The 25,337-nt window shown below is 61.3% G+C and carries 20 protein-coding genes; 10 read left to right on the plus strand and 10 right to left on the minus strand.

Annotated features, from left to right (window positions below):
• Positions 1-20: 20 nt before the first annotated feature.
• Entirely contained in the window at positions 21-668 is a 648-nt protein-coding gene (locus PLO63_04275) for a response regulator transcription factor (protein HOI73343.1), read from the minus strand.
• Positions 665-2,233 carry a GAF domain-containing sensor histidine kinase gene (locus PLO63_04280; GenBank protein ID HOI73344.1) on the minus strand — a complete coding sequence of 523 codons (1,569 nt, stop codon included), beginning with the start codon at positions 2,231-2,233 and terminating at the stop codon, positions 665-667. Before PLO63_04280 ends, PLO63_04275 begins: the two co-directional genes overlap by 4 nt.
• A gap of 312 nt (positions 2,234-2,545) precedes the next feature.
• On the opposite strand from PLO63_04280, the gene PLO63_04285 reads away from it, so the two are divergent.
• From PLO63_04285 to PLO63_04295, 3 genes are all read left to right on the plus strand, one after another.
• Positions 2,546-3,814 carry an MFS transporter gene (locus PLO63_04285; protein HOI73345.1) on the plus strand — a complete coding sequence of 423 codons (1,269 nt, stop codon included), beginning with the start codon at positions 2,546-2,548 and terminating at the stop codon, positions 3,812-3,814.
• Positions 3,815-3,947: 133 nt separating this feature from the next.
• The gene (locus tag PLO63_04290) at positions 3,948-5,531 is read left to right on the plus strand and encodes an AMP-binding protein (GenBank protein HOI73346.1); all 1,584 of its coding nucleotides are present in this window, start codon (positions 3,948-3,950) and stop codon (positions 5,529-5,531) included.
• Positions 5,532-5,598: 67 nt separating this feature from the next.
• The gene (locus tag PLO63_04295; protein HOI73347.1) at positions 5,599-6,852 is read left to right on the plus strand and encodes a thiolase family protein; all 1,254 of its coding nucleotides are present in this window, start codon (positions 5,599-5,601) and stop codon (positions 6,850-6,852) included.
• 119 nt (positions 6,853-6,971) lie between these two features.
• Here the strand turns inward: PLO63_04295 and PLO63_04300 are convergent, their stop codons facing one another.
• Complete coding sequence (locus tag PLO63_04300) at positions 6,972-9,212, minus strand: M60 family metallopeptidase (GenBank protein ID HOI73348.1); 2,241 nt, start codon at positions 9,210-9,212, stop codon at positions 6,972-6,974.
• Positions 9,213-9,378: 166 nt separating this feature from the next.
• Between PLO63_04300 and PLO63_04305 the strand changes: the two genes are divergently transcribed.
• Positions 9,379-10,560 carry a hypothetical protein gene (locus PLO63_04305; protein HOI73349.1) on the plus strand — a complete coding sequence of 394 codons (1,182 nt, stop codon included), beginning with the start codon at positions 9,379-9,381 and terminating at the stop codon, positions 10,558-10,560.
• A gap of 65 nt (positions 10,561-10,625) precedes the next feature.
• On the opposite strand, the gene PLO63_04310 is transcribed toward PLO63_04305, so the two are convergent.
• From PLO63_04310 to PLO63_04330, 5 genes are all read right to left on the minus strand, one after another.
• The gene (locus PLO63_04310) at positions 10,626-11,246 is read right to left on the minus strand and encodes an indolepyruvate oxidoreductase subunit beta (protein ID HOI73350.1); all 621 of its coding nucleotides are present in this window, start codon (positions 11,244-11,246) and stop codon (positions 10,626-10,628) included.
• Between the two features lie 2 nt (positions 11,247-11,248).
• Positions 11,249-13,183 carry a thiamine pyrophosphate-dependent enzyme gene (locus PLO63_04315; protein HOI73351.1) on the minus strand — a complete coding sequence of 645 codons (1,935 nt, stop codon included), beginning with the start codon at positions 13,181-13,183 and terminating at the stop codon, positions 11,249-11,251.
• A gap of 8 nt (positions 13,184-13,191) precedes the next feature.
• Positions 13,192-14,325, minus strand: coding sequence for a Coenzyme F420 hydrogenase/dehydrogenase, beta subunit C-terminal domain (locus PLO63_04320; protein ID HOI73352.1), 1,134 nt, complete (start codon positions 14,323-14,325; stop codon positions 13,192-13,194).
• Positions 14,326-14,452: 127 nt separating this feature from the next.
• A complete protein-coding gene (locus PLO63_04325) occupies positions 14,453-16,057 on the minus strand; it encodes an ATP-binding protein (protein ID HOI73353.1) in 1,605 nt (534 codons plus the stop codon).
• Between the two features lie 4 nt (positions 16,058-16,061).
• Positions 16,062-16,742 carry a response regulator transcription factor gene (locus tag PLO63_04330; GenBank protein HOI73354.1) on the minus strand — a complete coding sequence of 227 codons (681 nt, stop codon included), beginning with the start codon at positions 16,740-16,742 and terminating at the stop codon, positions 16,062-16,064.
• Between the two features lie 265 nt (positions 16,743-17,007).
• On the opposite strand from PLO63_04330, the gene PLO63_04335 reads away from it, so the two are divergent.
• On the plus strand, positions 17,008-17,481 hold the full coding sequence (locus PLO63_04335; protein ID HOI73355.1) for a hypothetical protein: 474 nt from the start codon (positions 17,008-17,010) through the stop codon (positions 17,479-17,481).
• A gap of 156 nt (positions 17,482-17,637) precedes the next feature.
• Here PLO63_04335 and PLO63_04340 read toward each other — a convergent pair whose 3' ends face one another.
• Complete coding sequence (locus tag PLO63_04340) at positions 17,638-19,239, minus strand: sigma 54-interacting transcriptional regulator (GenBank protein HOI73356.1); 1,602 nt, start codon at positions 19,237-19,239, stop codon at positions 17,638-17,640.
• Between the two features lie 346 nt (positions 19,240-19,585).
• Here PLO63_04340 and PLO63_04345 point away from each other — a divergent pair, with 346 nt between their 5' ends.
• The 5 genes from PLO63_04345 (at position 19,586) to PLO63_04365 (ending at position 25,151) form a co-directional block, all read left to right on the plus strand.
• Positions 19,586-20,314: a GPR1/FUN34/YaaH family transporter gene (locus tag PLO63_04345; GenBank protein HOI73357.1), complete on the plus strand. Its 729-nt coding sequence runs from the start codon at positions 19,586-19,588 to the stop codon at positions 20,312-20,314.
• Positions 20,315-20,822: 508 nt separating this feature from the next.
• Positions 20,823-21,563, plus strand: a complete 741-nt coding sequence (locus PLO63_04350) for a MerR family transcriptional regulator (GenBank protein ID HOI73358.1) — start codon at positions 20,823-20,825, stop codon at positions 21,561-21,563.
• 1 nt (position 21,564) lies between these two features.
• On the plus strand, positions 21,565-22,554 hold the full coding sequence (locus PLO63_04355) for a nitronate monooxygenase (protein HOI73359.1): 990 nt from the start codon (positions 21,565-21,567) through the stop codon (positions 22,552-22,554).
• 130 nt (positions 22,555-22,684) lie between these two features.
• Positions 22,685-24,469 carry a long-chain fatty acid--CoA ligase gene (locus PLO63_04360; protein ID HOI73360.1) on the plus strand — a complete coding sequence of 595 codons (1,785 nt, stop codon included), beginning with the start codon at positions 22,685-22,687 and terminating at the stop codon, positions 24,467-24,469.
• A gap of 220 nt (positions 24,470-24,689) precedes the next feature.
• Positions 24,690-25,151 (plus strand): thioesterase family protein, encoded by a 462-nt coding sequence (locus PLO63_04365; GenBank protein HOI73361.1) that lies wholly within the window; start codon positions 24,690-24,692, stop codon positions 25,149-25,151.
• A gap of 24 nt (positions 25,152-25,175) precedes the next feature.
• Here PLO63_04365 and PLO63_04370 read toward each other — a convergent pair whose 3' ends face one another.
• On the minus strand, positions 25,176-25,325 hold the full coding sequence (locus tag PLO63_04370) for a hypothetical protein (protein ID HOI73362.1): 150 nt from the start codon (positions 25,323-25,325) through the stop codon (positions 25,176-25,178).
• Positions 25,326-25,337: the final 12 nt, after the last annotated feature.

Here is a 25,337-nt window from a genome sequence, read left to right on the forward strand (position 1 = left end):
ACCGTCCTTTCCGGGATCGGTCATTCCGTGATGATCCTTTCGCGGAGGATCGCCGCCACGGCCTGGGATTTTGTGCCGACTCCCAGTTTCTGGAAAATGTTCTTGATGTGGGATCGGACCGTGTGCGCCGAAATATTCAATACTGCGGCGATCGTCCGATCCGTCTGTCCGGCGACAAGCCCGCTCATGACCTCCAGCTCCCGTTTCGTGAAGATCGGCTTCTCGGCTTTTTCTACCACCTTTCCGTCCCTTTTGATCTCATCGATCACGGAGGAGGTCACCAGGGGATCGATAAAGGCGTGGTTGTCCATGACATGGCGGATGATCTTGTGCAGTTCGTCCTTGCCGACCGTCTTCAGCACGTAGCCGATCGCTCCCGCCTGGATCGCTTCCGTTACGAATTCCGCGTCGTGGTAAATGGTCAGGATGATGACCCGCACGCCGGGCTTCTTTTTGCGTGCCAGCCTGGTAGTCTCGATGCCGCTGATGCCCGGCATCTGGATGTCCATGAAGATGATGTCGGGGGAGAGGTGGTCGAGCTGCTCCAGGCAGTCCAGTCCGTTTCTGGCCTCGCCGATCACCTTCACGTCGGACGAAATTTCCAGGATCTGCCTCAATCCTTCCCGGACGATGTCGTGGTCGTCGACAACCATTACCTTGATGCTCATGATCCTTGTCTCTTCTCCAGGGGGACCGATATCTCGATCCGGCACCCCTTGCCTTGCGAACTTTCCATGGCGCAGCTCCCGCCGCACGCCTCGACCCGCTCCCTCATGAACACCAGGCCCAGCCTGTTCTGGCTTGCCATTTTCAGAAGTCCCGAAGAAATGTCGAAGCCTCTTCCGTTGTCCGATACGGTCAGGGAAATGCGGCTGCCTTTTTCCTTCAGCGTCACATGGGCGGTTGTTGCCTGCGAATGTTTGCCGATGTTCGCCAGTGCCTCCTGCAGCACGCGGTAGATGCAGATGCTTGCCGTCGCGTGGGCATCGACCCTGGCGGGCAGGTCGGCATCAACGTGGATTCCGGTCGCCGTCTCGAAGTTGTCCAGCAGGCGGCGGATCGCCGCCATCAGGCCGATGGTGTCGATAAGCTCCGGCCGAAGCTCCGACATGAGGCTGCGGGACTGGAAGATCGCATTCTTCACGATCCCCGTCAGGAGGTTGAGCTGGGCCTCCAGTTGTTCGGGGTGATGCACGTGCTCCTTGCAGAATTCGATCTTGTAGCCGATCGAGGCCAGGGTCTGGGCCAGGGTGTCGTGGATATCGACGGCGATCTGTCTGCGCTCTTCTTCCTGGATGGTGATGATCTTTTCCGTGAGAAACCGCAACTGCTGATTGTTCTGCTCGATCTGCCGGAACATGAAGGCGTTGTCCAGTGCAATCACGGAAATATAAAGGAACGGATTGAGCAGGTTCAGCTCCCTGGCCGTGAACTCGAAGGGGGTCTTCCTGTTGACCAGCGCGATCACGCCGTATGACTGGCCGCGGAGGTATACGGGAACGGCTGCGAAGGTCTTCTTCCTGATCCTCCGGATCCGGCTCGTGACCCATCCCGACTGGCTCTGAAACAGGATCGAACGGTCGAGATAAGACTTCTCCATGAGCCGGACGATGTCTTTTGCCGGGGTCTTCTGCGGCTGGCTGTAGACGTTGCGGCCCGCGCCGTTCTGGGACAGGAGGAAGTGGCAGGATCCCCGGTCCATGAGCCGGTGGATCTTTTTCAGGAGGATTTCTATAATGCTTTCGATATCCTGTGTGACGATAATCTCTTTTGTAAAGTCGTAGAGCTCCTCGAGATGAAAGACTTTTTCCTGAATGATGTCCTCGCGGGTGTTGATGTACGACTCGGATATCATTCGATAACCGTGGAGATAGTACTCCATCAGCCTTCGGTAGTCTGGGAAAAAGTCCGCCGTTGTCGGCTCGTCGGCCTCCATCAGGGCTTTGTTCAGGACTTTCAGGGCCGTCGGATAGAAGGGGGATGTCTGGGAGAACTCGTAGCCCTGGGTCGCCCGAATGTAACCGATATCATGCTGATCGTCGAATAAGGCCTGCTCCTTCCCCTCCAGGGACTGAATAATCAAATCCAGCCACAGACGGATCCGCCGCTGCCCTTCGGGAGAGCGGGCCAAGTGGTCGATGTAAGGCGTCGGCGTCAGTTCATCCAGGCCGCCGATGATGTCTTTCAGCAGCGACTCTTTTTTCTTCCTTAGGAAACGATTTAAGGACGGCATCGGGGATCCCCTGAATTAGGGATATTAAATTCCCTAATCTTGATGATGTTAAATCCCAATTTTTGCGGATTGTTTAAATCAAGCAACTGTTATCTATAGTGCCTCAAGTTTTTGAGGTGTTTCTATATCGAACGCGGCCGAAAATGTCAAATCCATTTTAATATTTAATATTCGATCTATTTAAACAAAGAGAATGTCGTTTATTATAGAATGTCGGATGGAACAAAAGCATGTAAAAACATAATAAATAGAAATTAAGGGGAGTCTTTGGATGAATAAACATTATAACAAGGGGGTGTTTTTATGAAAATGATGAGTTATCGCTGGGAAGTTGTATTCTGGGTGTTCGTTGTAACAATGCTTTCTTATTTTGATCGCTTTAATTTCTCCGTTGCTGCACCTCTCATCATTAAAGAATTAACGATCGACGTCGCCCTTATGGGCATCATCATGAGCGGATTTAATATTGGATATACCATCATGAATTTCTCGGGTGGCTATCTCGCCCAGAAATACTCCGCCCGCAAATTCCTGTCCGTAATCATCGTCCTCTGGTCCATCATGACCATCTTTACCGGTTTCGGGTGGTCTTTCATCAGCCTTCTGGTGATCCGGGTCCTCTTCGGGATGTGCGAGGGGCCGATGTTCCTCATTTGCACGAAGCTTCTGAACCACTGGATGCTGCCCACGGAAAGGGCCTTCTCCATCGGGGTCATGTCTTCCGCCATGAACGTGGGCGCCATCATCGGGATCCCGCTGGCGGGTCTCATTGTGGCGTCCTACGGCTGGCACATGGTTTTCTATATCTTCGGCGTCCTCGGCTTTGCCTTGGTCGGCCTGGTCATGCTGCGCCTCCGGGACAATCCGGCGTCCCATCCGCATATCTCGAAAGACGAGCGCGAAAAGATCGAATCGGCCATCGCCAGGGCGGACGGAGCGGCAGCGCTGACGGCGCCCAGCGCGACCCTGTCTCAATACCTCAAGAACCCGATCGTCTGGATGCTCTGCTTTGTCTACTTCTCCGACCTGATGTTCGTGTGGGCCAACATCAACTGGATCCCAACGTATTTTCTGAAGGCCAGGGGGCTGTCCCTCGTAAAGAGCGGCTTCCTGTCTTCGCTTCCGTTTGTGGGCGCGGCTCTCGGCGCCCTCGTTCTGGGCTGGCTTTCGGACCGGGGCCTCCCCTTCAGGCACCGGGCGAGCTGGGTCTCTTTCAACATGTTCTGCTCCGTGCCGCTGATCGTCTACGCGGTCATCACGCCGTCCATCGAGGTGAGCCTGGCCTGCTTCTTCATGGCCTCGTTCTTCGCGTACGGCACGATGAACATCATGTTCTCCCTGGTCATGGGAGTCTTCAACCGGGCCGACGTTCCCAAGGTCACCGGCTTCATGCTCGGCAGCGGATCGTTCTCGGGCATCCTGGCCCCCATGGTGGTCGGATTCATCCTCAAGGCGACCAATTCATTCAATTACGCCTATTACGCCTTTGCCGCCCTCACCCTGGTCGGCGGCTTCCTGGCCCTGGTCCTTCTCCACCAGGAAAAAGCTGTCGGCATCCAGAGAGCCGGGAAGGCTGCGTAATCAACCTCGGGACAACGATCCTGGCAGGGCGGATCGCTGCAAGGCCGCAGGGAGGCTGCGAGGCGCCGTCGGCGGGGCCGGGCTCTGAAAATAAGAACCAGCAAGACTTTATTTCGATACAGGGAGGACAGCTATGACCACGATGTTTCACGGCATTACGTGCGCGGACCTGTACGACCGGTCGGTTGCGGCCTTTCGGCAGAACACCGCCATTCTCTACAACGATGAAACGTACACCTACGACGAGATGCAGAAGAAGGCCTATTCGCTGGCCCACGCCCTGAACAAATTGGGGCTGAAGAAGGGCGACCGGGTGGCGTTTCTCATGGCGAACTGCCCTGAGTACATCTTCTGCGAGTACGCCCTGGGAAAGCTCGGCCTGGTGCGTGTTCCCCTGGCCGTGCTTCTCACTTCCCGGGATCACATCTACATGATGAACCAGTCCGAGTGCAAAGCGATCATCTATCACGAGAAGATGGCCGGGCGCGTGAAGGAGATGATCCCCTCCCTGGAGACGGTCAGGCACTGCATCTGCGTGGCCGGGGACGGGGCTTCGGTGGCTCCGGGCCACGAGCACCTGCAGGGGCTCATCGACGACAGCCCCCCGGAGGTGCCGAAGGTCGACCTGGACTGCGAGGACCTGGTGGGGATCTTCTACACCGGCGGAACGACGGGCCTCCCCAAGGGGGTGATGCTGAACCAGAACACCTGGGTGGGGACCTTCATCAGCGAGATGCTGCACCTCGGACTGGACTGGGACGAGGTGTTCGCCTTCGCGACGCCGCTCACCCATGCGGGAGGCTGCCTGATCCTGCCGGTCCTGCTGAAGCGGGGGACCTGCGAGATCCAGGACCATTTCGATCCGAAACTGTTCCTGGAGCGGGTGGAAAAGGTGAAGGTCACGTCGACTTTCATCGTCCCCACGATGATCTATGTCCTGCTCGATATGCCGGACCTCTTGAAGTACGACCTCGGCAGCCTGCGCAACATCATCTACGGCGCATCGGCCATCGCCCCGGCGCGCCTCGCCCAGGCGGTCGACACCCTGGGGCCGATCTTCACCCAGCTCTTCGGACAGACGGAGACGCCCATGATGATCAGCTGCCTGTCCCGGCAGGAGCACGTCATCGCCGATCCGGAGAAGCGCATGCGGGTCTACAAGTCCTGCGGCCGGCCGGTGATGACGGCGGACGTGCGGATCATCGGGGAGGACGGCAGGGAGGTGCCCCGGGGGGAATCGGGCGACATCGTCTGCCGGACGATCAACATGATGACGGGCTATCTCAAGAAGCCCGAAGAGACGGCGGAGGCGCTCCGGGACGGCTGGCTGTGGACCGGAGACGTGGGCAGGTTCGACGAGGAGGGATACCTCTATATCGTGGACCGCTCCAAGGACATGATTGTCAGCGGCGGCTTCAACATCTTCCCCCGGGAGATCGAGGATGTCCTTCACGAGCATCCGGCGGTCAAAAGCGCCGCCGTCATCGGCGTTCCGCACGAGAAGTGGGGCGAGCTGGTCAAGGCGGTGGTCGTACTTCACGAGGGAAAGACGGCCACGGAAGAGGATCTGATTCGCTTCGTGAAGGACAGGAAGGGGAGCCTGGTCACTCCCAAGAGCGTCGAATTCTGGGATGCGATCCCCCTGACGAACCTGGGCAAGATCGACAAGAAGAAGATGCGGGAGCGATACTGGGCCGGCGCCGAGCGGCGCGTGTAACGCCGGGTTTTCGACAGGACCGGATGCCGGGCGGGCATATGGAAATCAACCTTCAAAGGAGGAAAAAATGAGGGACGTCTATATCGTGGGGGCCTATTCCACGGAGTTCAAAAAGTATCCGGACCGTTCGTTCCGGGACCTGGTTCGGGAGGCCTATCTCGGTGCGATCAACGACGCCGGGATGTCCGATGGAAACGAGATCCAGTTCGGCTATTTCGGCAACTGCGCCATGCACCTGTTCGGCCAGGCCAGCATCCGGGGGCAGATCTGCTTTGTCCCCCTGGTGCGGGAGGGGCTCTTCCCCGGACGCGTGCCGATCATCAACGTGGAGGGGGCCTGCGCCACGGGCTCCATGGCCGCCCACTGCGCCTGGAAGGACATCCTGAGCGGGCAGAACGACGTCATCCTGGCCCTGGGGGTCGAGAAGCTGTTCATTCCCGACGACCCGGCGACCATGTTCAAGATCTTTGAGGCGGGCATCGACAATTTCACCACCGAGGAGACAATCGACGTCTATCGGCAGATCGGCGCGCTGGTCGGCCGGGAGTTCAAGACCGGGGGCAACCGCAGCCTCTTCATGGACACGTACGGGATGCAGGCCCTGTATCACATGTGGAAGTACGGCACGACCCAGCGCCAGATCGCCTGCGCCGCGGCCTTCACCCACGATTACGGGGCCAGGAACCCGAAGGCCCAGTACAAGTTTTCGATGGATGTGGATCAGGTGCTCCAGGACCGGATCGTGACCTATCCCCTGACCCGCTCCATGTGTTCCCCCATCGGGGACGGGGCGGCAGCGGCGGTCCTGTGCTCCGGCGATTATCTGAAGGGCCTTCCCCCGGCTGTCCGGGACCGGGCCGTCAAGATCCGGGCGAGCGTCATGACGGGCGGCAAGTACAAGGGGCTCGACGAGCCCGGCCTGAGCAGGGTGGCCGCGGACAAGGCCTATGCCATGGCCGGCGTCGCCGCCTCCGATATCGATGTGGCCGAGGTCCACGATGCGACATCGTTCAGCGTCATTCTTCAGTCCGAGATGATGGGATTCTGCCCGATCGGGGAGGGAGGCCGTTTCGTCGAGTCCGGCGGCACCACGCTGGATGGCTCGACGCCCGTGAATACAAGCGGGGGCCTCGTTTCCAAGGGGCATCCCGTCGGCGCCACGGGCATCTCCATGCTCTATGAGCTGGCGACTCAGCTGCGCGGGGAAGCGGGTCCCCGCCAGGTTAAAGACGCAAAACTGGCCCTGCAGGAAAACGGCGGCGGCGTGATCGGAACGGAGGAGGCCGCCTGCTCCGTGTTCATCCTGGAGAAGGATCGCTGAGAAAAAAGAGGACATAACCCGCCGAAACGTTCAAAATCGAACCGCCCCGGGGCAAAACCGGGGCGGTTCTTTGTTCGACCGGCAGGAAATCCGTCAGGCCCTGCAAGGCCGGGACACGGTCAGAGCGAAGCGGGCATCCATCGTGGGTATCTCTTGGCTTCGTTCAGGGCGCCCGCGGAAACGGGCATTCCGATCTTCGTGTAGTAGGGGCCCAGGTCCCGCTCTACGACCCTGGAAAACAGGATCACCCAGAGGTCCCGTTTTTCCTGGTCGGTTTTCGGCTTTTCGCCGGCGCTCAGCTTCTGATACGAGGCAAAGACCCTCTTGAAGGCCTCCCAGCCGAATTCCTTCTGGAGGAGGATATAGGTCGTCAGGGCGAGCTGTGGATCCTTCTTCCACTCCTCAAAGGGGGATCCCTTCGCGATGTACTTCTTCAGTTTGACCCAGCCTTCTTTGTGCCAGGGATGTTCCGCCGGGATGATGCCGTGCATCTTCTCCATGGCATACAGGGTGAACAGGTTCACCGTCACCTCGGTTGTGCCGTCGAACGTCCATTCGCTCCTCTGGCAGTTGTGTCCCAGTTCGTGAAAGTGTCCCCAGGATCCGGCCTTGTAGAGGTCTGTCCTGTCGGCGGGGTTCAGGGCCACGCCGGCCGTGAAGTCGCTGACATCCATGCGGATCACGATCGGATAGCCGGCATGCATGTAGCCGATCTTCGGCTGTACGTCCGTGACGAACCGCTCCTCGTAATTCTTCGGCGGCTCCTGCTGGAGCTGTGGATAGAAGCTCAGCACCCGGTCCCAGTATCTCAGGATTTTTTCAGGGTTGTCGATCTTTCGGATCGTTGCGGCGGGAAGGGTCAGGATGATCCTGTCGCCGGCGAGTTCTCCCCAGGGGGCATCATAATGCCTGATTTTGCTGTTCCATTTTCGGGTATCGGTTTTCCCCAGCCTGAAATAGGGCGCCTCCACCGCTCCATGCACCTTGATGCGGGCGGTCCTGTTTTCGGGTTTCCCGATCTTTTCAAAGTAAATCAATCCCCCGTGGGGCGAGGCGACGATTGTCTCAGCGCCGTCCAGGACGGTCGTCCGGGAAAGGTCCGGCCAGCGGTTCAGCTGCTTTCGGTACCGGTCGTCCAGGGGAAAAAGGACGTCGGAATGGGCTCCGACCCTGAGCATGACGGCCTTTGCATCGCCCGGGGCGATCGTGAAAGAGACGAGCCTGCCCGCCGGCGCGTACAGGCCGGTGCTCTGCCAGCGGAGCTTCGACAGGTCGACGTTGACCGTCCGGACGGTTTCGACCGCCGCCGGTCCCACGTCGCCGGGGAAGATCTCCGCGTCCTTCAGCCTGCTGATCCTTTCGTACGGTGCCGATTGGTAAAGAAGGTTCAGCATCCCGATGGTCAGAAGAAAGCCCGCGTCCGTCTTCAGTACGGGGTTCTTCGATGAAATATCCCTGCGTTTCCCGAACGAGTCGTAATGCGTCTCGAATTTTCGCAGAAGAGCCTCGTCGTGGGGGATCCTGTTCCGGTAGGCAAGCATCGCCGTCAGCAGGCCGTTCAGCTCGTTTTCGGGGACCCTTGCCCGGGTCTCGACGATCCTGCCGACTCGGTCGGCCAGCAGCAGGGGATGGTTTTTATTCCCGGCGGACTGGGCAAGCGGAATCCGGTTGCCCGTGAAATCCCCGTTGAAGATCATGCCGTACTCCTTCAGGAACCGGTTTCCGGCAAAATCCCTGTCCAGGCTCTTCCCGTTCCTGCCGTCCCCGTAGCTGTTGTAGACCCAGCCCAGTGCGGAACACAGGATGCCGCCCCCGCCTGCAACATACTGCTTCAGGGATGCCATGGAGGCGGCGTCGAACCCCTGGGGCTCTTTGCCGGTGAAGTCGATCAGGATCAAGTCATACCGGCTGAGATCTTCCGGAAGCCGATTCGCTCTTTCCATCTGCAGGATCTGAATGCCCGGGAGGGAGCTTCCGGGATTCAACCCGAGGCCGAGGACGTGGATTTGTGTCTTGTCGCCGGCAGTCCAGGAGAGGAGATTGGCGATGAACCGGCCGTTTTCGGGATCGGCTGTGACGTTCCCCTGGAACCAGGATCCGTGGGTGATCGCGGCGATTCTTCCGTTCCCGTGCGTGGCGCCGGCGACCAGGGACCTGCCCCTGGTATCGGTCAGGATCGTGAAGGCCTGTTCACCGAAAACCGTAAGCAGCCCGGGAGCCCCCTCGATTTTCAGCGTTTGAATCCCGCTGGTCAGTCGGGCGACGGTTCGGTCCTGGTCGTCAAATCGGCTCCCGGCATGGGAGGACGCGGCGATGAGAATGATCAGTGCTGGAATTGTGAGCAGAAGCCTTGATTTCATCGTGGATTTTCCTCTTTCTGGTTTCTCTGAAACGAAGCGGGACCGTGCGACTATTCCGTTTAAGCAAGTCGGCGCAGGCATCTTTTGAAATCATCGGCAGGGAGAGGATGGAACTAAAGAAATAATTGCAGAGTCCGATAGAAAAGGGGGGGAGCATGCAACGACCATGAAAATGATCCGCCGACGGATCAGGACCCGCAAAGAGGGGATGTTGTTAAAAAGGCTGTTCGTGGCGGCGGTGCTGGCGATCGCTCTGGCCGGATCGGCCCATGCCGGAGAGGAGCGGGCATGCCTGGAGAAGACCTGGAAGGGAACCATCGGGGAGGTTCCCGTCATGATGCAGTTCACCTTTCAGGTCGTGCTGCCCGTCGATTCCGAGGACTCCGGTTTCCCGCAGGCCGGTCGCTATTATTACCGAACGAGCCTTGTCGATTTCATCCTGATCCGGGACAGATCGAAACCGGATCAATGGAAGGAGCTCGACCCGAAGGGAAACGTGAGCGGCTGTTTCACGCTGACCTGCAGGGGTGACACCCTGGAGGGCACCTGGTCGTCGCCGGACGGATCCCGAACGCTTCCGGTCCATGCCGGGAGCGAGCCGGACGAGTCGTATACCCGGCAGCGACTGGTCGGCCTGAAGACGACGGTTGAAAGCGCTTCCATCGACGGGCGCCGTTATGAATTATTCAAGGCCCGGGACTTCGGCAGCGTGGAGGGACTGCGGCTGATCGGGAGCGGCAGGGCCGTCGCCGACATCAATCATGTGCTCATGGAGCGCTTCAGGTCCAGCCTCGAAGAGGGGATCGACTGCGTCTCCGCCGGCCGGATCCGGAGAGGCGCAGAGACGGAAGACGAGGACCGGGAAGAGGAAGACTGGTATCAATACGAATACGCCCTCTACATGATCGCCTGGAACAGGGAATTCGTGGTGATCGGCCAGAGCATGTCGCAGTACTGCGGCGGGATGCATCCCGATGTCTGGTCCGGGGCAACGGTCTACAGCCTCCGGACCGGCAAATCCGAAGACATGTCCCTATGGCTGGTCGAGAAGTACCGGAAGGACATTCCGAAAGAATCCGCCCTCGGGACCATGATCCTCGATCTCTATCGCCGGGAAGAAGTAAAGATCTTTCCCACGAAGGACGCCGGGGATGAGGACGAGTGCCCCGAAGCCATCGGGTTTTCGGGTGAGGACCTGTGGCCGACGCCGGCGGGAATCACCTTCCGACCGGATGCACCCTACAGCCGGAGCGCGTGCATCGTCGATGTGAACGTCCCCTACGCGAAGATGGCTCCTTACCTGTCGCCGCTGGGGAAGTCGAACGCAAAGGCGTTCCGGCGCCGCTGACTTCCGGGTGTTGTGTTTTTGTCCGGCCGCCTGCGGCGCGCCTGCCGCCGGCTCCGCCCCTTCGTCTATGCCTTTGCGGCATCCATCCCCTCGGCAAATGCCTTCAGGTTGATCTCCAGCTTTTCTCCCGAGGTGGTGCGGCCCAGGGTGGCCCGGAAATCCTCCAGGGTGAGGGGCAGGACACCGGAGCCCGCCAGGGCCCCGATCATGACGATGTTGGCGAGAATGGGATTGCCCAGCCGGATGGCCCTGTCGGTGGCGTCGATCATCCACAGGCGCGCCGAGAGCCCGCCCAGCGATGCCCTGATCTCGTCCAGGGAGGGGTAGCTCAGCTCCCCTGTGATGACGCCGATCGGGTAGACCGGGCGGGTATTTGTCAGGACGATCACGCCGGGATGGCCGTAGGCCGCCAGTACGCGGACGGCCTCCGCCGGCTCCAGGGCGACCACGACGTCGGCCTTCCCCTTCGGGATCTGGGGGCTCCATGTCCCCTCCACGGAGGCGCGGACGTGGCTCATGACGGAGCCGCCCCGCTGGGAGGCGCCGAAGGTCTCGCCGATCGTCACCGTCAGTCCCCGCTCGACCAGCATGCCCGACAGGACACGGGAGGCCATGACGTTGCCCTGGCCGCCGACGCCGGTGATGATGAGGTTGAAGGGATCCCGGGGCAGTTGCAGGGTCGCCATGATCAGGCCACCTCCTTCCGGATGGCCGACTGCGGGCAGATCTGTGCGCAGACGCCGCAGCCGGCGCATAGGACCTCGTCCACGCGGGCCCGCCCGCTCTCCCGGTCCCACACCAGGGCGGGGCAGCGGAAAATGCGGGTGCACAGGCGGTTGCAGCCACAGTCTTCACCGATGCAGAGGGTCTCGTCCACCCGGACATTGTATTTCCGGGTTCCTCTCTTCTCCGGGGAAAGGGCGCATTTCTGTCGCAGGATCAGAACTTTGACTCCCTGTTTGTCTTCCATCAGCCGGTTCAGCGCCTCCCGTGTTTCGGCAAAGTCGAAGGGGTCCCGGATCTCCACGTCGGCGCCGATGGCGCTGCAAATCTTCGCGATGTCCACGTCCGGCGCCGCACAGCCCATGGCGTTGACGCACAGGCCCGGGTGGGACTGGAATCCCGTCATGGCGGTTCCGCTGTTGTCGAGGATGATCATCAGGATGTTCGACTGGTGATGAACGGCGTTGACCAGGGCGGGCATGGCGGCGTGGAAAAAGGTGGAGTCGCCGCACACCGACAGGATCGGCCTGTCCAGGCCGAAGGGGCCGAGTTTTCCGAAGCCGCTGGCGACGCCCGTCCCGGAGCCCATGGAGTGCAGGGTCTTGAGCGTGCCCGCGCCGCCGGGAAAAACATCTAAGGTGTAGCAGCCGATGTCCCCGCAGACGAATCCGTCCCGGTCGTCCAGTTTCAGGGCCGTCCGGATGCTCCAGTAGGAGGCCCGGTGGGGGCAGCCGGGACAGAAGGCGAGTCCCCGCTGGGGTGCGCCGGTCCGGGCCGCTTCCTGGGCCTTCCTTTCGTACTCCGGGTCCGTGGCAGGGGAGGGGATGTCCAGGATCCGGCAGAGCGCCCCGATCACCAGGTCCGGCGACAGCTCGCCCCGCGCGGGGATCGTCCCGTCATTCTTCCCGTAGAAGGTCTTGATCCCGATCTTGCCGGCCTCTTCGGCAGCGATGACCTTGACGTTCTCCTCCAGGAAGGCGAGCACCTCTTCGACGACCAGGACCTTTTCCGCCCGGGCGAGGTGCTTTTTCAGGAGATTCGTCGGCAGGGGCCAGGTCGTCGCCAGCTTCAGGATCCCGACCCGGTCGCCCAGTCCCAGCGCGTGGACGGCCTCCCGGCTGTAGAGGGTGCAGGCGCTGCTCGTGACGATCAGGACCTCCGGCCGCTCCGGCCCCTCGCAGGTGTTGAAGGGGCACTGCTCGAAGAGGTCCCGGGCCTTCCCGATTCTCTCCTGCTGGAGGCCGTGCTTGAAGGCAACAGGCATGCTCAGGACGGGACCTTCGGCGGGGTCCAGCATGGACCCTCCGGCCCTGAACCGAGCCCGCGGCGTCCCCTCCGGAAGTGCTCCCAGGCGGACGTTGCCGCTGGCGTGGGACATCCGGGTAACGCTGCGCAGCATGACCACGGTCCCGAGTGCTTCCGAGAAATCGAAGGCCCACTTCGTCAGGTCCTTGGCTTCCTGGAAATCCCCGGGCTCCAGGAGGGGGATCTCGATCATGCGGGCGAAATGCCGCGACTCCCCCTCGTTCACGCTGGAAAGCGCGCCCGGATCGTCGCAGGTGACCAGGATCATGCCGCCCCGGGTGCCGGACCCGGCGAGGTGGAGCAGGAAATCGGAGGCCACGTTGACGCCGTTCTGCTTCATGACGCAGAGCGAGCGCAGCCCCGCGAACGAGGCGGCAGCGGCGACCTCCAGGGCCACCTTTTCGTTGGTCGACCACTCCACGTAGAGGTTTCGCGCCTCCGCGACCCCCGCCAGATTCTCCAGGATTTCCGAAGACGGCGTGCCGGGGTAGGCCGCCGCCACGGCCATTCCTGCCTCAAGGGCGCCCCGGGCGATGGCCTCGTTTCCCATCATGAGATGGCTGCTGCCTTCCTTTTCCTCCAGCAACACCGGCATGTGTCCTCCTATGAGCAGAGCCCGGCGATCACGGGGTCCCGCGCGTCCAGGTAGAGCAGGTCGCAGGCGTTGCCGCTCTTTTCCGCCAGGTTCTTCAGGGCTTCTCTCTTTTTCGCCGCCGCCGCCCCTTTCAGCATGTCCAGGTTTCCCTCGGGGACGTCGTGTAATTCGAGAATCCCCCTCTCTATCGCCAGCTCGAAGAGTGCCGCGCCGGCGGCGGTCCGGACGATGACCTGGTTCCAGGATCGCGATTCCTCCCAGCTTCCGCCCAGGCGCGCCGAGCCGATGGAGATGTCCGCGAACTCGGCCGTGGTGTCGGTGCAGTACCGGCAGGATTCGCGGATGCAGTCCCGGATCTCCTCGATCGGAAACGTCCGCCGTCCACCGTCGAGGCGGATTTCGAGGACGCCCTCTCCCGGGGGAATCTCCATCCCCCGCACCCTCTCCAGGCCGACATGCTTTTCGAGCAGACCCGACAGCTTCGACCAGGAAAAGGTGAATCCGCAGAAAAGCCCGATCGTGAGCTTCAGCCTGTCGATGGGGTTTGTCCCGCTGTCCAGCTTCGGCTTGAGGCGCATCTTGGCCAGGGCGAAGGCCTGGCAGGGTGTGGCGACGACGCCGATCCTTTCCGCGGTGCCCCGGGCCGCCCGGTTGAACTCGGCCACCGTCGCGGAGGCGATGAATTTGCTGCCGCCCCGCTTCCAGACCTCGTCGGGATCCTGAACGGCCGCTCCGGAATGGAGGAAGCGCTCCCGGCCCTCGGCGACGACGGCGGTATCGATCAGGCCTTCGCGAAGCGCCAGTGCCATGAGCGCCGAGACGGTTCCCCCGTGCTGGGCCTTTTCCCGGAGGCGGGCGTCGGAAGCCCGGATGATGTGGAAGGACCGGACCGGACCGATTTCCGGCGTGATTTCGGCTCCCGGCAGCAGCCGCCTTCGCATTTCCCCGAGATCCGCGGGGGTCCGGGGGCAGAAGGCGTAGCAGCGGCCCGCCTCGATGTCGCAGGGGTTGAGGACGATTGTCCGGTCACGGTGGAAAACCTGGTAGGGGCAGAGGTTGACGCAGGCGCCGCACCCCGTGCAGAGCCCGGCATCCCGGACCCGCTCCCCGAGCTCCTTCTGTCCCCCCGTTTCACGCGCCATCGATGCAGACCTCCCGGTTTTGTCTTTGCCTCGCTTCTCTGACGCCCTCCCGTTACCACAATCGGCGGAGCGGGAACAACGAGCAAAGTGAGGCCTTGCGCCCGAAGATCGGATGGTGCAGTCCGATTCAGGTTTTCGGGGGGGTGCGGGGCAGGGTCAGCGTGAAGGAGATCAGGCCGCCGGGATCGTCGTCCAGGCGAAGGGTCCCCCGGTGGGCGTGGACGATCTCCCGGGCGAGGCTCAGTCCGAGGCCGGATCCCGGGACGGCGCCGCTGCGCGATTGGTCGACCCGGTGGAAGCGGAGGAAGATCTTCTCGCGGTCCGCCTCCGGGATCGGGGTGCCGGTATTGGCGATCGTGAAGATCACCCGTTCCCCGCGCTCCTCCAGGCGGAAGCGGATCAGGCCGCCTTCCCTGTTGTACTTGACGGCGTTGGACGTGAGATTCTGGACGACCTGCCGGAACAGGTCCGGATCGGCCTGCACCGTGACGTGCGGGGCGATTTCCTGCTCCAGGCGCAGATGCGGTGCGACGGCCCCGACGTCCTCGGCAGCTGATTCAACGACGGCGCTTATGTCGAGGGGCTCCAGGTTCAGGGCCAGCTGCCCCGCGTCGGCGTGGGAGAGGATCAGGAGCTTCTGCACGATCGCTTTGAGCCGCTGGACCTCTTCGATGAGTGCGCCGTAGGAGCGCTGCTCGTCGGAGCCCGTGGCCGCGTGCTGCACGGCGTCGTCGAGCATCCCCTGCAGGATCGTCAGCGGCGTCTTCAGCTCATGGGCGGCATCGGCGCTGAACCGCACCGCCTGCCGGAAGCTCTTCTCCAGCCGGTCCAGCATGTCGTTGATCACGTTCACCAGCCGGGAAAACTCGTCGTCAGGTCCGGGCGACGAGGGGATCCGGCGATCCAGGCCCTGTGCCGTGATGGACTCCGCCGTCCGGGTGATGTCCGCGACGGGCCGGAGCGCCCTTCGGGTGATGAGCCATCCGCCCGCGGCAAGCAGGAGCAGCGCGATCGGCACGGCGATGAAGAATGTCTTTCTGTAGCGGGCTTCGTCCGAATGGAACCCCGCCATGTTCATGCCGATCAGGATCGTGACGAACGGGTCGCCCATGATCCCGACCCGCCATGTCTTCCCGTCGGCCTTCAGGGTCTTGAAGAAATGCTGCTTCATACGGAACGGTTCCGGCGGAGCGGGCAACGGCGACGGCGGAGAGACGGAATCCGCGGGAGGACCCGCCGGCCTGTCCGGCGGGAATCCGGAGCGGGGCGGCATCGGGGGCCTGTTCCCCGCGCCCGGGGGTGCCTGGCTCATCGGATAGACCGCGCCGGCATTGCGGCCGGAACGTTCAGGGCGTTGCCGGCGCTCCGGGAAGAAGGCGGGAAGGGGCGGAGGGGTTTCCATTCTCCGGTCATACTCGGGGAATGAGTCTTCGGAAATCACCGCGGGCCAGTGGGGGGACTGGTACAGGACCTCGTTCCTTCCGGTCCTGATCTGAACGATGATGTCTTTCCAGCGCTCGGTGCCGTAAACGGACTGAAGCCGCCGATCCAGCTCCTCCCCGCCCCTCGTGAGCCGCCAGAGGTGGATGGGGCGCGGTCCCAGGGAACGGAGCTCCAGGTCGATCCGGTCGAGGCTTACGTCATGGATCACGGTGAGGAAATACAGGCCGAAGGCGACGAGAACGGAGCCCGAGATCAGGATCGACAGCAGGATGATCTTGATGCGGAACAATCTCCTACTCCTTGGATGCCCTGTTGAACCGGTATCCGACGCCCCGGACCGTCTCAATGCGCAGGCGCTCCGGGTCGCTGTCCATCTTGCTGCGGAGCCTCCGGATATAGACGTCCACGACGTTGGTCTGGGGGTCGAAGAAGTAGCCCCAGACGTGCTCCAGGATCTGCGTCCGGGTATACACCCGTCCGGGAGAGCGCATGAGCAGCGCCAGCAGGTTGAATTCCCGGGCCGTCAGCTCGACCATCCCCTTGTCCGTCCGGACCTCCCGCGTGATCAGGTTGACCACGAGATCGCCGTCCTGGAGCAGGCTGAGCTGCTGGCCCGTTCTCCTCCGGGTGACGGCATGGATCCGCGCGTACAGCTCCTCGATGTAGAACGGCTTGCTGAGGTAGTCGTCCGCCCCCAGGTTCAGGCCCTCGACCCGCTCGCTCAACGCCGAGCGGGCCGTCAGCAGGATCACCGGGACCGTGTTCTTCATTTCCCGGAGCTGCCGGAGGATCGTCAGCCCGTCGCGGCCGGGGAGCATGATGTCCAGCAGGATGACGTCGTACGCCTGCCCGGTGGCCATGGCAAAGCCCTCGTCGCCGTCCTCGCAGACGTCCACGACGAAGCCCTGTTCCTGGAGGCCCCTTTTCACAAAGGAGATGATTTTCCTGTCGTCCTCGACGAAAAGCACGCGCATGGCGCTACTGTACCCATAATCGGATTTATTGCAACGGATCATGAGATGAAAAAAACGTAATCTTTCCCATTCCATCGCCGCGGGGAGCGCCGCCGGGCGCCTGTCCGGCCGCACTTGGGGACGACTCCTTTCCATCCGCTTTCCGCAGCCTCCAGCCATGACAATCTTTTCATGATTTCCCCGGGCGATCTGTCATCCGGAGGGCGTATGAATCGACCCGGCCTGCATGGTGCAGGTGGATTCGGGAAATTCCGGAGGATGGAGCATGAAAAAAGAAATCATGAAGGATGCCGTGGCGTTGAGCATCATTTTTACGCTGGTTCTGCTGTTCGTGTTCGAGATTGCCTGGGGGCAGACCCCCGGTCTGCGGGAACCGGACTGCCTCGCCGGGGTGAACGGCCCCTGTCCCGGCGAGGCGGACGATGGAATGCCCTGCCACGTTCCGGCCGGGCCTCCGCCGGAGGCTTACCGGGCCTGCGAGGGTGCGAAACCCGGAAGCATCTCCGGATTCACGGCCCTGTGGGGGGAGACGATCATCGGTGTCTGCCGGAGGGATGAAAGCGGCCGGCTCTTACTGATCCCGGATCCGCCGGAGGACTGGGAACTGGCCGGAAACACGCTGCCGCCGGCCTGCTGCGAAGAGGAGCCGGAGCCCATTCCCGGGGAATGGGGAGGCATGTGCCCAGTCCCTCCGCCTTGGAGGGAACAGGGCTTCGGGCGCATGGGATTCATGGATTGAGGATCGGAGAACGGAAGTCCTGACACCGGCCGGCTACCCGCCCGTGCCTGCCGCGTCCGGGGCGGACCGGATACCGGAACAGGCACGGGAAGGAGAGGCGATGAAAAACTGCCGGATGCCCTTTCCGGCCGCTGTTATGACTCCGTTCAACGGCCTTCATATGGTCAGGTTGTGGCTCTGGAACGTTTCCCAGGGCTTGTCGTCTGCGCTTTCCCTGCTCTTTTTCACGATGCCCAGTTTCTTCATCCGGCTTCTCAGGGTGTTGGGATTCACCTTCAATCGCCTGGCCGCGCCGTCGGGTCCGTAAATCTTCCCTTTCGTCATGCTCAAGGCTTCCTGGATGTGCCTGGACATTGCTTCATTGAGTGTCAGGATCGTGTTTCTTCCCTCCGTCGGCCTCCATGTATCCTGCGGATGCTTTGGCCATCCGAACGGCTCGAAGGTCAGCGCATGATTCCCGTTGGGCGTTCTGCTGCGGATCAGCTCGCGTTCCACGAGATTTTCGAGTTCCCGGACGTTTCCCGGCCAGTGGTAACTCATGAGGCGCTCCATCACGTCAGGGGACAGGGGCGGTGGAGTGTGGATCTTCAGCTCCCTGGATTTTTCCTGGATGAAGTGATCGAGCAGCCCGGGAATATCGTCCCGCCGGTGCCTCAGAGGGGGAATCATGACGGGAAAGATATTGAGCCGGAACCACAGGTCTTCCCGGAATCTCCCGCTGCGAACCATCTCTTCCAGGTTTCTGTGCGTGGCAGCGATGATGCGGATGTCGACGGAGATCGTCTCCGCGCCCCCCACTCGCTCGATCTGCCGGTTCTGCAGGACCCGAAGCAGCCTTACCTGAGCGGAGGGTGGAAGCTCGGCCACCTCGTCGAGAAAAATGCTCCCCCGGTCGGCCCGCTCGAAGCGGCCTTTCTTCTGGGCGATGGCGCCGGTAAACGCGCCCCGCTCGTGTCCGAAAAGCTCACTGTCCATCAGGCTCTCCGGGATGGCTCCACAGTTTACCGTAACGAAAGGCTTATCCTTCCGGGGAGACGCGTAATGAATGGCATTGGCGACAACCTCCTTGCCGACGCCGGTTTCTCCCAGGAGCAGGACGGGGCTGTTGAGGGATGCCACCTTCCTCACCATCTCCATGACTTCCCTCAGGCCGCCGTCGGCGCCGACGATTTCGTCTTCCGTCGTGTATCGCAGCTCCCGGGTCAGGTTCCGGTTCTCCGCGTCCACCATGTCCTTGAGCCTCATCACTTCCCGATAGCGCAGCGCGTTCGAGACGGCGATGTTGAAAGGCTCCCGGAGCTGGGAGACAAGGGCGGCATGCTCGTCCCGGAACACCCCTTTCCCGTCGGCCAGGAAGACGACGGATCCCAGGAATTTTCCCTCGATGACCAGGCTCATGTACATGATCGACGTCTTTGACGGATCGATGCTGCTGGCAAGTGTCAGGGCCGCCGGATGCAGCTCTGCCCGCTCCAGGATCTTGATCTCGCTCCAGGCGCCGGCGTCCCGGTTGATCCGGTTGATGGCCTCCTCCGACAGGGGTTTCGACGGGAAGGGCTGCTTGACGCCTTCCAGGTCCACCGTCGCGATATTATGGATCAGGTGTGTGTTCGGATCGAAGATGGTGAGCAGCATTTCCCGGGCGGGAATATGGTGGTGAAGGTAGGAAAGACAGCGGAACATCGCTTTCTCGATGTCGAGGCTGCTGCACAGCCGTACGGTTGCATCCCGGAAAAAATCCTGGCCCCCTTTACTCATGACGTCCCCCCCCGACTCTTATTGAGCAACCGTCAAAAAGCGACAATCCATACCAAATATGACGAAATATCGCAATTCTCGGCGCGATATTTCATCATATTCCATCGTCGATTGGCATCCAGTTGATATTGCAGGGTGTTAAAAATGGCATGGTTTCGGCTTATCAATTTTTCGGATGCATAAATCTGTCTCGCCATGCCGTCCGTACGGCTGGCTCCTCACGTTTTAAAACAGGAATGACAATTCGACGGGAAAGGGGGGATGTCCAGGGGAGGAATCTCGCGGCGGTTTTTCAGGTTTGCATGCAGGAATAATTCTTATAACGAGTGAAAAGGAGGAGGGTTTTATGGCACACGAGCATACGTTTGCGTCTCCCGGGCCTGGCGGGCTGGCGGCCCTTGCCGTTGCGTGTTTCGGTTTCGGGGCGGTATTTCTGGGCAAGGTGGACATATCCGGATTTCCCCTGCTGGCCGCCTGGCTGGTCGGCGGTTGCCTCGTTCAATACACCACCGCGGTGATGGAGTTGAAGGACCACAATATCGTCGGCGGCAACGTGTTTCTGTTCTTCTCGGCATTTTTCATGCTGGCGGCGGCGCTCAGCGTCTTTTCGAAATGGTATCTTGTCAGTTTCGTTTTCGGGCCCAAGGCGGCCAAGGATGCCATGGATGCAGCCATGGCGGCGGCCGGTGTGGCCGACGTGAAAATGCTCACCCCGGAGCAGCTGGCGGCGGCCAAGGCCGGAATCGGCAAGGCAGTCGGCGCCATGTTGGGAAAGGCGGTCCATGTCGAGGGATGGATGTGGATGGCGGGCGCGGGCTTCCTGACCGCGGTAACGCCGGCCTACGCCAAGAGCAATGCCTTTCTTTTCATCCTGGTTCTTCTGGTCGATGTCTCCCTGTGGTGCATCGTCGGTCTCGACACCGGATGGTTTGGAACGCCTGCGACGGTCAAGCCGATCGTGGGATGGTGCCTGATCATCGCCGGGTGGATCGGCATTTATATGGCCGGGGCGGTTGTGTGCAACACCACCTACGGCAAGTCCGTGTTCTTTGTGCCCAAGCCCCTGGTGAAGTAGGCAAGGAAGAAGGGGATTCAAGGGAAATATCGATTCATACAGACAGTCATGAATGATCCCCGGGGAATGTGCATCCCCGGGCCGTCAGAGACCGGGGGAGCGCCATCCCCCGGTCTCCTCCTTTCCTATTCCACCGGTTCCGTTGCCTTGCCTTGCCTGAACCGGGCGCCACGGTCTTTCACGCAGCATTTCGAACCTTATCCTGATCCATGAACCCTTCCGCCCGGCCTCTTTCCCCGGGGCATGCTTCTCCGGAAACCGCGTTTCCCGGCCCCCTCGGCATCCCGGTACACTCTCCGTGCCGCCTGCTCGCGGCAGGTCCCGCTGTCGGCCCATCCCCGGTATCCGGAAACGAGCGGCGCTGAACGCCGGATCGCAGTCTGATGGATGGTTTCATCAGGGGAAACAGGCACCTTCGGCATGACCGGACCGGATCCCGGAAAAAGGATTGACAGGATTTTCTTTCCGGCTTAGATTGAAGTATCACTTCAATGTTTACTAGAGGCGCATGAACGTAAAAATCGGCGATATCTCGAAACAGAGCGGGGTTCCCGCCTCCACCATCCGCTATTACGTCCGGGAAGGGCTGCTCCCGGCTCCCGTAAAGATCAACAAGAAGATGTCCCACTATGACGACGCCTGCGTCGAACGGCTGAAGGTTATTCAGTACTTTCAGGAGCGTCGCTACTTTCCCCTGTATCTCATCAAGAACATCCTGCGCAGGATGGACGAGGGTCTGAGCCTGCAGGAGGCCGAGGCCGTCGAAAACGCCGTCTTCAAGCCCGAGGAGAGCGACCGGAACCTGGTGGACCGGGGGACCGTTCTGGCCGAATCGGGGCTGACCGACGCGGAAATGCGGCAGGCGGAGGAGATCGGGATTCTGGTTCCCTTTGCCGTCGAGGGAGGGCAGCCCCTTTACGATGACGACGACGTCCGCTTCTGCAGGGACGTCCTGAAGAGGATCGTCGATTTCGGACTGGATCTGCAGTCCCTCGCCTTTTACGTGGACCTGGGCAGGTCCATCGTGACCAGGGAGATGAGCCTCCGCCGGAAAATCGTCTCCGGCAAGGCCTCCCGGGAAAACATCCGGATCACCGTGGAGCTCTCCAAGGTGGGTGACTTTCTGCGCGACTACGTCATGCGAAGGCTCTTCCGGCAGCAGGTCCAGGAGAATATCCAAAAGAGCCTCACCAAGACCACAAGCGGCAGGACAGGGCGCCGCAAAACCAATAACCAACAGGAGGTGTAGGATGTTCAAGACAGCGATTACGGAGATGTTCGGGGTGAAGTATCCGATTATCTGCGGGGCGATGATGTGGCTCTGCAAGCCGAAGTTCTGCGCCGCCATTTCCAACGCCGGCGGCCTGGGCAACCTGACGGCCGGCAACTACGATACGGATGCGGACTTTCGGGATGCCATCCGGGAGACGCGAAAGCTCACGGACAAGCCCTTCATGGTCAACATCACCATGCTGCCCTCGGTGCGGATCACCGCCGAACACCACAAGATGTACATCCGCGTCTGCGCGGAGGAGAAGGTGGACGGCATCGAATTCTCCGGGACGCCCGCCGACAAGGCCGCGGGCATGGAATATGTCGAGATGCTGAAGAAGGCCGGTGTGAAGATCTTCCACAAGGTCGGCTCCGTCCGCCACGCCGTCCACGCGGAAAAGGTCGGCTACGACGGGATCTATGCGGCCGGCATCGAAGAGGGAGGCCATCCCCTGAGCGACGACGTGACAACGATGGTCCTGACGCCCCGCATCGTGGAGAGCGTGAAGATTCCCGTCGTGACGGTGGGCGGGATCGCCGACGGGCGGGGCCTTGCCGCGGCGCTGGCCCTCGGGGCCTCCGGCGTGATGATGGCGAGCCGCTTCGTGGCAACGAAGGAGTGCGAGGTCCATGAGAATATCAAGCAGGAGCTGGTCCGTCGCCAGGAATTCGAGACGGTCATCTACGGGAAGTCCATCGGGCTCCAGGGCCGGGGGCTGAACACCAAGATCCTCCAGGAAGTGCTTGCCATCGAGGAGCGGGGCGGCGCTTTTGACGAGCTGATTCCGCTCTTGGCGGGCCAGAAGGTGAAGGAGGCCTGGGAGACGGGCAAGGTCGATTACGCTCCCCTCATGGTCGGCCAGTCCATCGGCCTGATCAAGGATATCCCCACCTGTGCCGAGCTTTTGGACAGCATGGCGAAACAGGCCTGTGAATGCGCCCGGAAGGCCCTCGCAAGCTGTGGTTGAGAGGTTCCCCGATGTGAAGTGAACATGAACCGGGAAGACCCCTGAACACGGGATTCGAGGAGCCTACCGGTGTTGAAGGCCGCCCTGGTCGAGCGACCGGCGGCCGGATCGGCAAGGAGGTTTCAGCAGCATGGTTCAGCAGGAGCAGATCGACAGCCTCGCAGTGCTCTGGGAGAAAGCCGCCTCGCGGCATGCCGACCGTCCCTATATCGGGACGCGGAATCCCTCCGGCACGTATGACTGGGTAACATTCAGGGAAGTGGACGTGCGAATCCGCAATCTGCGCGGCGGTCTCAGCAGGATCGGCGTCAAAAGGGGCGACGCCGTCGGAATCATCGCCAATAACCGCCTCGAATGGGTCATCGCGGCCTTCGCCACCTACAGCCTCGGCGCGCGCTATGTGACCATGTACGAGTCGGAGTTGATCCAGACGTGCCGTTATATTGTCAACGATGCATCCGTGAAGGCCCTGTTCGTCTCCAAACCGGAGATTCTCGAGAAGGTGAAGGACTTCCCGAAGGAGATCCCGAGCCTGGAGAACATCATCCTCATCGAGGGACAGGGAAAGGGCTCCATGGAGGAACTGGAGCGGATCGGTGCGAAGAGCCCCGTGGAGGCGGTCCGTCCCGAGCGGGACGAGATCGCCGGCCTCATCTACACGTCGGGAACGACGGGGGACCCCAAGGGGGTCCTCATTTCCCACTGGAATTTCTGCAGCAACGTCATGGCCTGCCGGGACCGGTACCCCCACCTGTCCGGCAGCGACCGGTGCATCAACATCCTTCCCTGGGCACACTCCTATGCCCAGACCGTCGAGCTGTATGTCTTCACCATCAACGGGGGATCCATCGGCATCATGGGGAGCACGGCGACGATCGTCCAGGACATGGCCCAGGTCCGGCCGACCTTCGTCGTGGCGGTGCCCCGGGTCTTCAACAAGATATACGAGAATCTCCACGCGGCCATGAATGAAAAGGGGGGGCTCGCGAAGGCCCTTTTCGACGCGGGGCTGAAAAGCGCCCGGGCCCGCCGCAACGGCGGGGCCGGAATCGTGGACGGGATCGTCTATGCCCTGGCCGACCGGATCGTCTTCCGGAAGATCCGGGACCGCTTCGGCGGCCGCCTGCGGGAGGCCCTGACGGGGGCCGCGGCGATCAGCCCGGAGATTTCCTATTTTTTTGACGACATCGGAATCAACCTCTACGAATCCTACGGCATGACGGAGCTCTCACCGGGCATCACGGCCAATTCCCCGAGGGCCAACAAAAAGGGCAGCGTGGGGCGTCCCCTCATGGGGGTTCGGGTCGTCATCGATCCGTCCGTCGTCGAGGAGGGCGCCCGGGACGGGGAGATCGTCGTCTATGGTCCGAACGTGATGCGGGGATACCACAACAAGCCGGAGCTGACGAAGGCGGCGATGACGCCCGACGGCGGCATCCGGACGGGCGACCGGGGCCGCCTCGACGAGGACGGCTACCTCTACATCACGGGAAGGATCAAGGAGCAGTTCAAGCTGGAAAACGCCAAGTTCGTCTTCCCCGCCGCCATGGAGGAGGACATCACCCTGAATCCGCTCATCCAGAATGCCCTGATCTACGGGGACAACCGGCCGTATACCGTGTGCCTGGTGGTGCCCGATCCCATTGCCCTCAAGAAGTACGCGGAAGCGCACAACCTGTCCGGCGAGACCGGGGAGCTTTCCAGGAGCAGGCAGGTGCAGGAGATGATCGGGAAAGAGATCGGCCGCTCCCTCGCGGGCAAATACGGCACCTACGAGATTCCCAAGAAATTCGTCTTTATCCATGAGCCGTTCTCGGTGGAAAACGGCATGATCACCCAGACGATGAAGATGAAGCGAAAGGCGATCCTGGACAGGCACATGCCGGAGATTGAGGCGTTGTACGGCGAGAATTGAACTGGAACGGACTTCAATTTATTTCATTGCGAACGGGGGATGGATGAAAATCCGCCCCCCGCTCTGTTTCATGGGATGGTCCGGGAAATTCGGATCCATCGACCGGGTGAGAAGCGAAGCGGGTTTTCTCTTGCCCCGATCCCGGCCCTCTGGCAGATAGAATGGCGATGCCGGGGAGGTCTCATCGCTCCCCTGGAAAAACGGTGCGAAAGGAGCATTCATGGCCGACATCCTGAAAGGCTATCCCGTCAGTCTGGAAGTGCCCGTCGCCTGGGGCGAGATGGATGCCATGGGGCACGTCAACAACATCGTGTACTTCCGCTATTTCGAGAGCGCACGGATCGCCTATTTCGAGAAGATGGGGCTGATCGACTTCATGAAGAAGACCGGCATCGGCCCGATTCTCGCGACGACGTCCTGCCGGTTCCGGATTCCCCTGACCTACCCGGACAGCGTCCTGATCGGGGCGAAGGTCGTCTCTGTGGAGGAAGACCGGTTTGTCATGAATTACATCGTCGTGAGCAAAAAACACCGGAAGCCGGCCGCGGAAGGGGAGGGTGTGATCGTGGCCTTCGATTACCGGGGAGGGAAGAAGGTGCCCGTCCCGGAGGCGCTGAAGCAGAAGGTCCTGGAAATCGAGAAATCCGGGCGTGCCGAGCGGCCCAGCCGGCTCAACAGTTGATACCCGGGAAGGGGGACATCGGGATCAGAAGCGCAGGATGTGCAGGCAAAAGGGGATGAAATAGAGTATCGACAGGCCGATCACTCCCCAGCAGGCCGGAGCGGCCGTCTGTTCGAGGCGCGACAGCGCCTTTTCCCAGTCGCCCGCTTCGACGAGATGCCGGCCCCTCTTCAAAAGGCTTCCTGC

It is taken from the genome of Syntrophales bacterium, assembly GCA_035363115.1.
In the GTDB taxonomy this organism is placed as follows: domain Bacteria; phylum Desulfobacterota; class Syntrophia; order Syntrophales; family PHBD01; genus PHBD01.

What these genes read in the sequence shown, in the direction of transcription:
- PLO63_04305 (HOI73349.1), top strand. Translation starts at nt 9,379, where the DNA reads ATGAAAATGATCCGCCGACGGATCAGGACCCGCAAAGAGGGGATGTTG.
- PLO63_04285 (HOI73345.1), top strand. Translation starts at nt 2,546, where the DNA reads ATGAGTTATCGCTGGGAAGTTGTATTCTGGGTGTTCGTTGTAACAATG.
- PLO63_04320 (HOI73352.1), bottom strand. Translation starts at nt 14,325, where the DNA reads ATGGCGCGTGAAACGGGGGGACAGAAGGAGCTCGGGGAGCGGGTCCGG.
- PLO63_04360 (HOI73360.1), top strand. Translation starts at nt 22,685, where the DNA reads ATGGTTCAGCAGGAGCAGATCGACAGCCTCGCAGTGCTCTGGGAGAAA.
- PLO63_04275 (HOI73343.1), bottom strand. Translation starts at nt 668, where the DNA reads ATGAGCATCAAGGTAATGGTTGTCGACGACCACGACATCGTCCGGGAA.
- PLO63_04315 (HOI73351.1), bottom strand. Translation starts at nt 13,183, where the DNA reads ATGCCGGTGTTGCTGGAGGAAAAGGAAGGCAGCAGCCATCTCATGATG.
- PLO63_04350 (HOI73358.1), top strand. Translation starts at nt 20,823, where the DNA reads ATGAACGTAAAAATCGGCGATATCTCGAAACAGAGCGGGGTTCCCGCC.
- PLO63_04330 (HOI73354.1), bottom strand. Translation starts at nt 16,742, where the DNA reads ATGCGCGTGCTTTTCGTCGAGGACGACAGGAAAATCATCTCCTTTGTG.
- PLO63_04295 (HOI73347.1), top strand. Translation starts at nt 5,599, where the DNA reads ATGAGGGACGTCTATATCGTGGGGGCCTATTCCACGGAGTTCAAAAAG.
- PLO63_04365 (HOI73361.1), top strand. Translation starts at nt 24,690, where the DNA reads ATGGCCGACATCCTGAAAGGCTATCCCGTCAGTCTGGAAGTGCCCGTC.
- PLO63_04355 (HOI73359.1), top strand. Translation starts at nt 21,565, where the DNA reads ATGTTCAAGACAGCGATTACGGAGATGTTCGGGGTGAAGTATCCGATT.
- PLO63_04300 (HOI73348.1), bottom strand. Translation starts at nt 9,212, where the DNA reads ATGAAATCAAGGCTTCTGCTCACAATTCCAGCACTGATCATTCTCATC.
- PLO63_04310 (HOI73350.1), bottom strand. Translation starts at nt 11,246, where the DNA reads ATGGCGACCCTGCAACTGCCCCGGGATCCCTTCAACCTCATCATCACC.
- PLO63_04280 (HOI73344.1), bottom strand. Translation starts at nt 2,233, where the DNA reads ATGCCGTCCTTAAATCGTTTCCTAAGGAAGAAAAAAGAGTCGCTGCTG.
- PLO63_04345 (HOI73357.1), top strand. Translation starts at nt 19,586, where the DNA reads ATGGCACACGAGCATACGTTTGCGTCTCCCGGGCCTGGCGGGCTGGCG.
- PLO63_04335 (HOI73355.1), top strand. Translation starts at nt 17,008, where the DNA reads ATGAAAAAAGAAATCATGAAGGATGCCGTGGCGTTGAGCATCATTTTT.
- PLO63_04290 (HOI73346.1), top strand. Translation starts at nt 3,948, where the DNA reads ATGACCACGATGTTTCACGGCATTACGTGCGCGGACCTGTACGACCGG.
- PLO63_04340 (HOI73356.1), bottom strand. Translation starts at nt 19,239, where the DNA reads ATGAGTAAAGGGGGCCAGGATTTTTTCCGGGATGCAACCGTACGGCTG.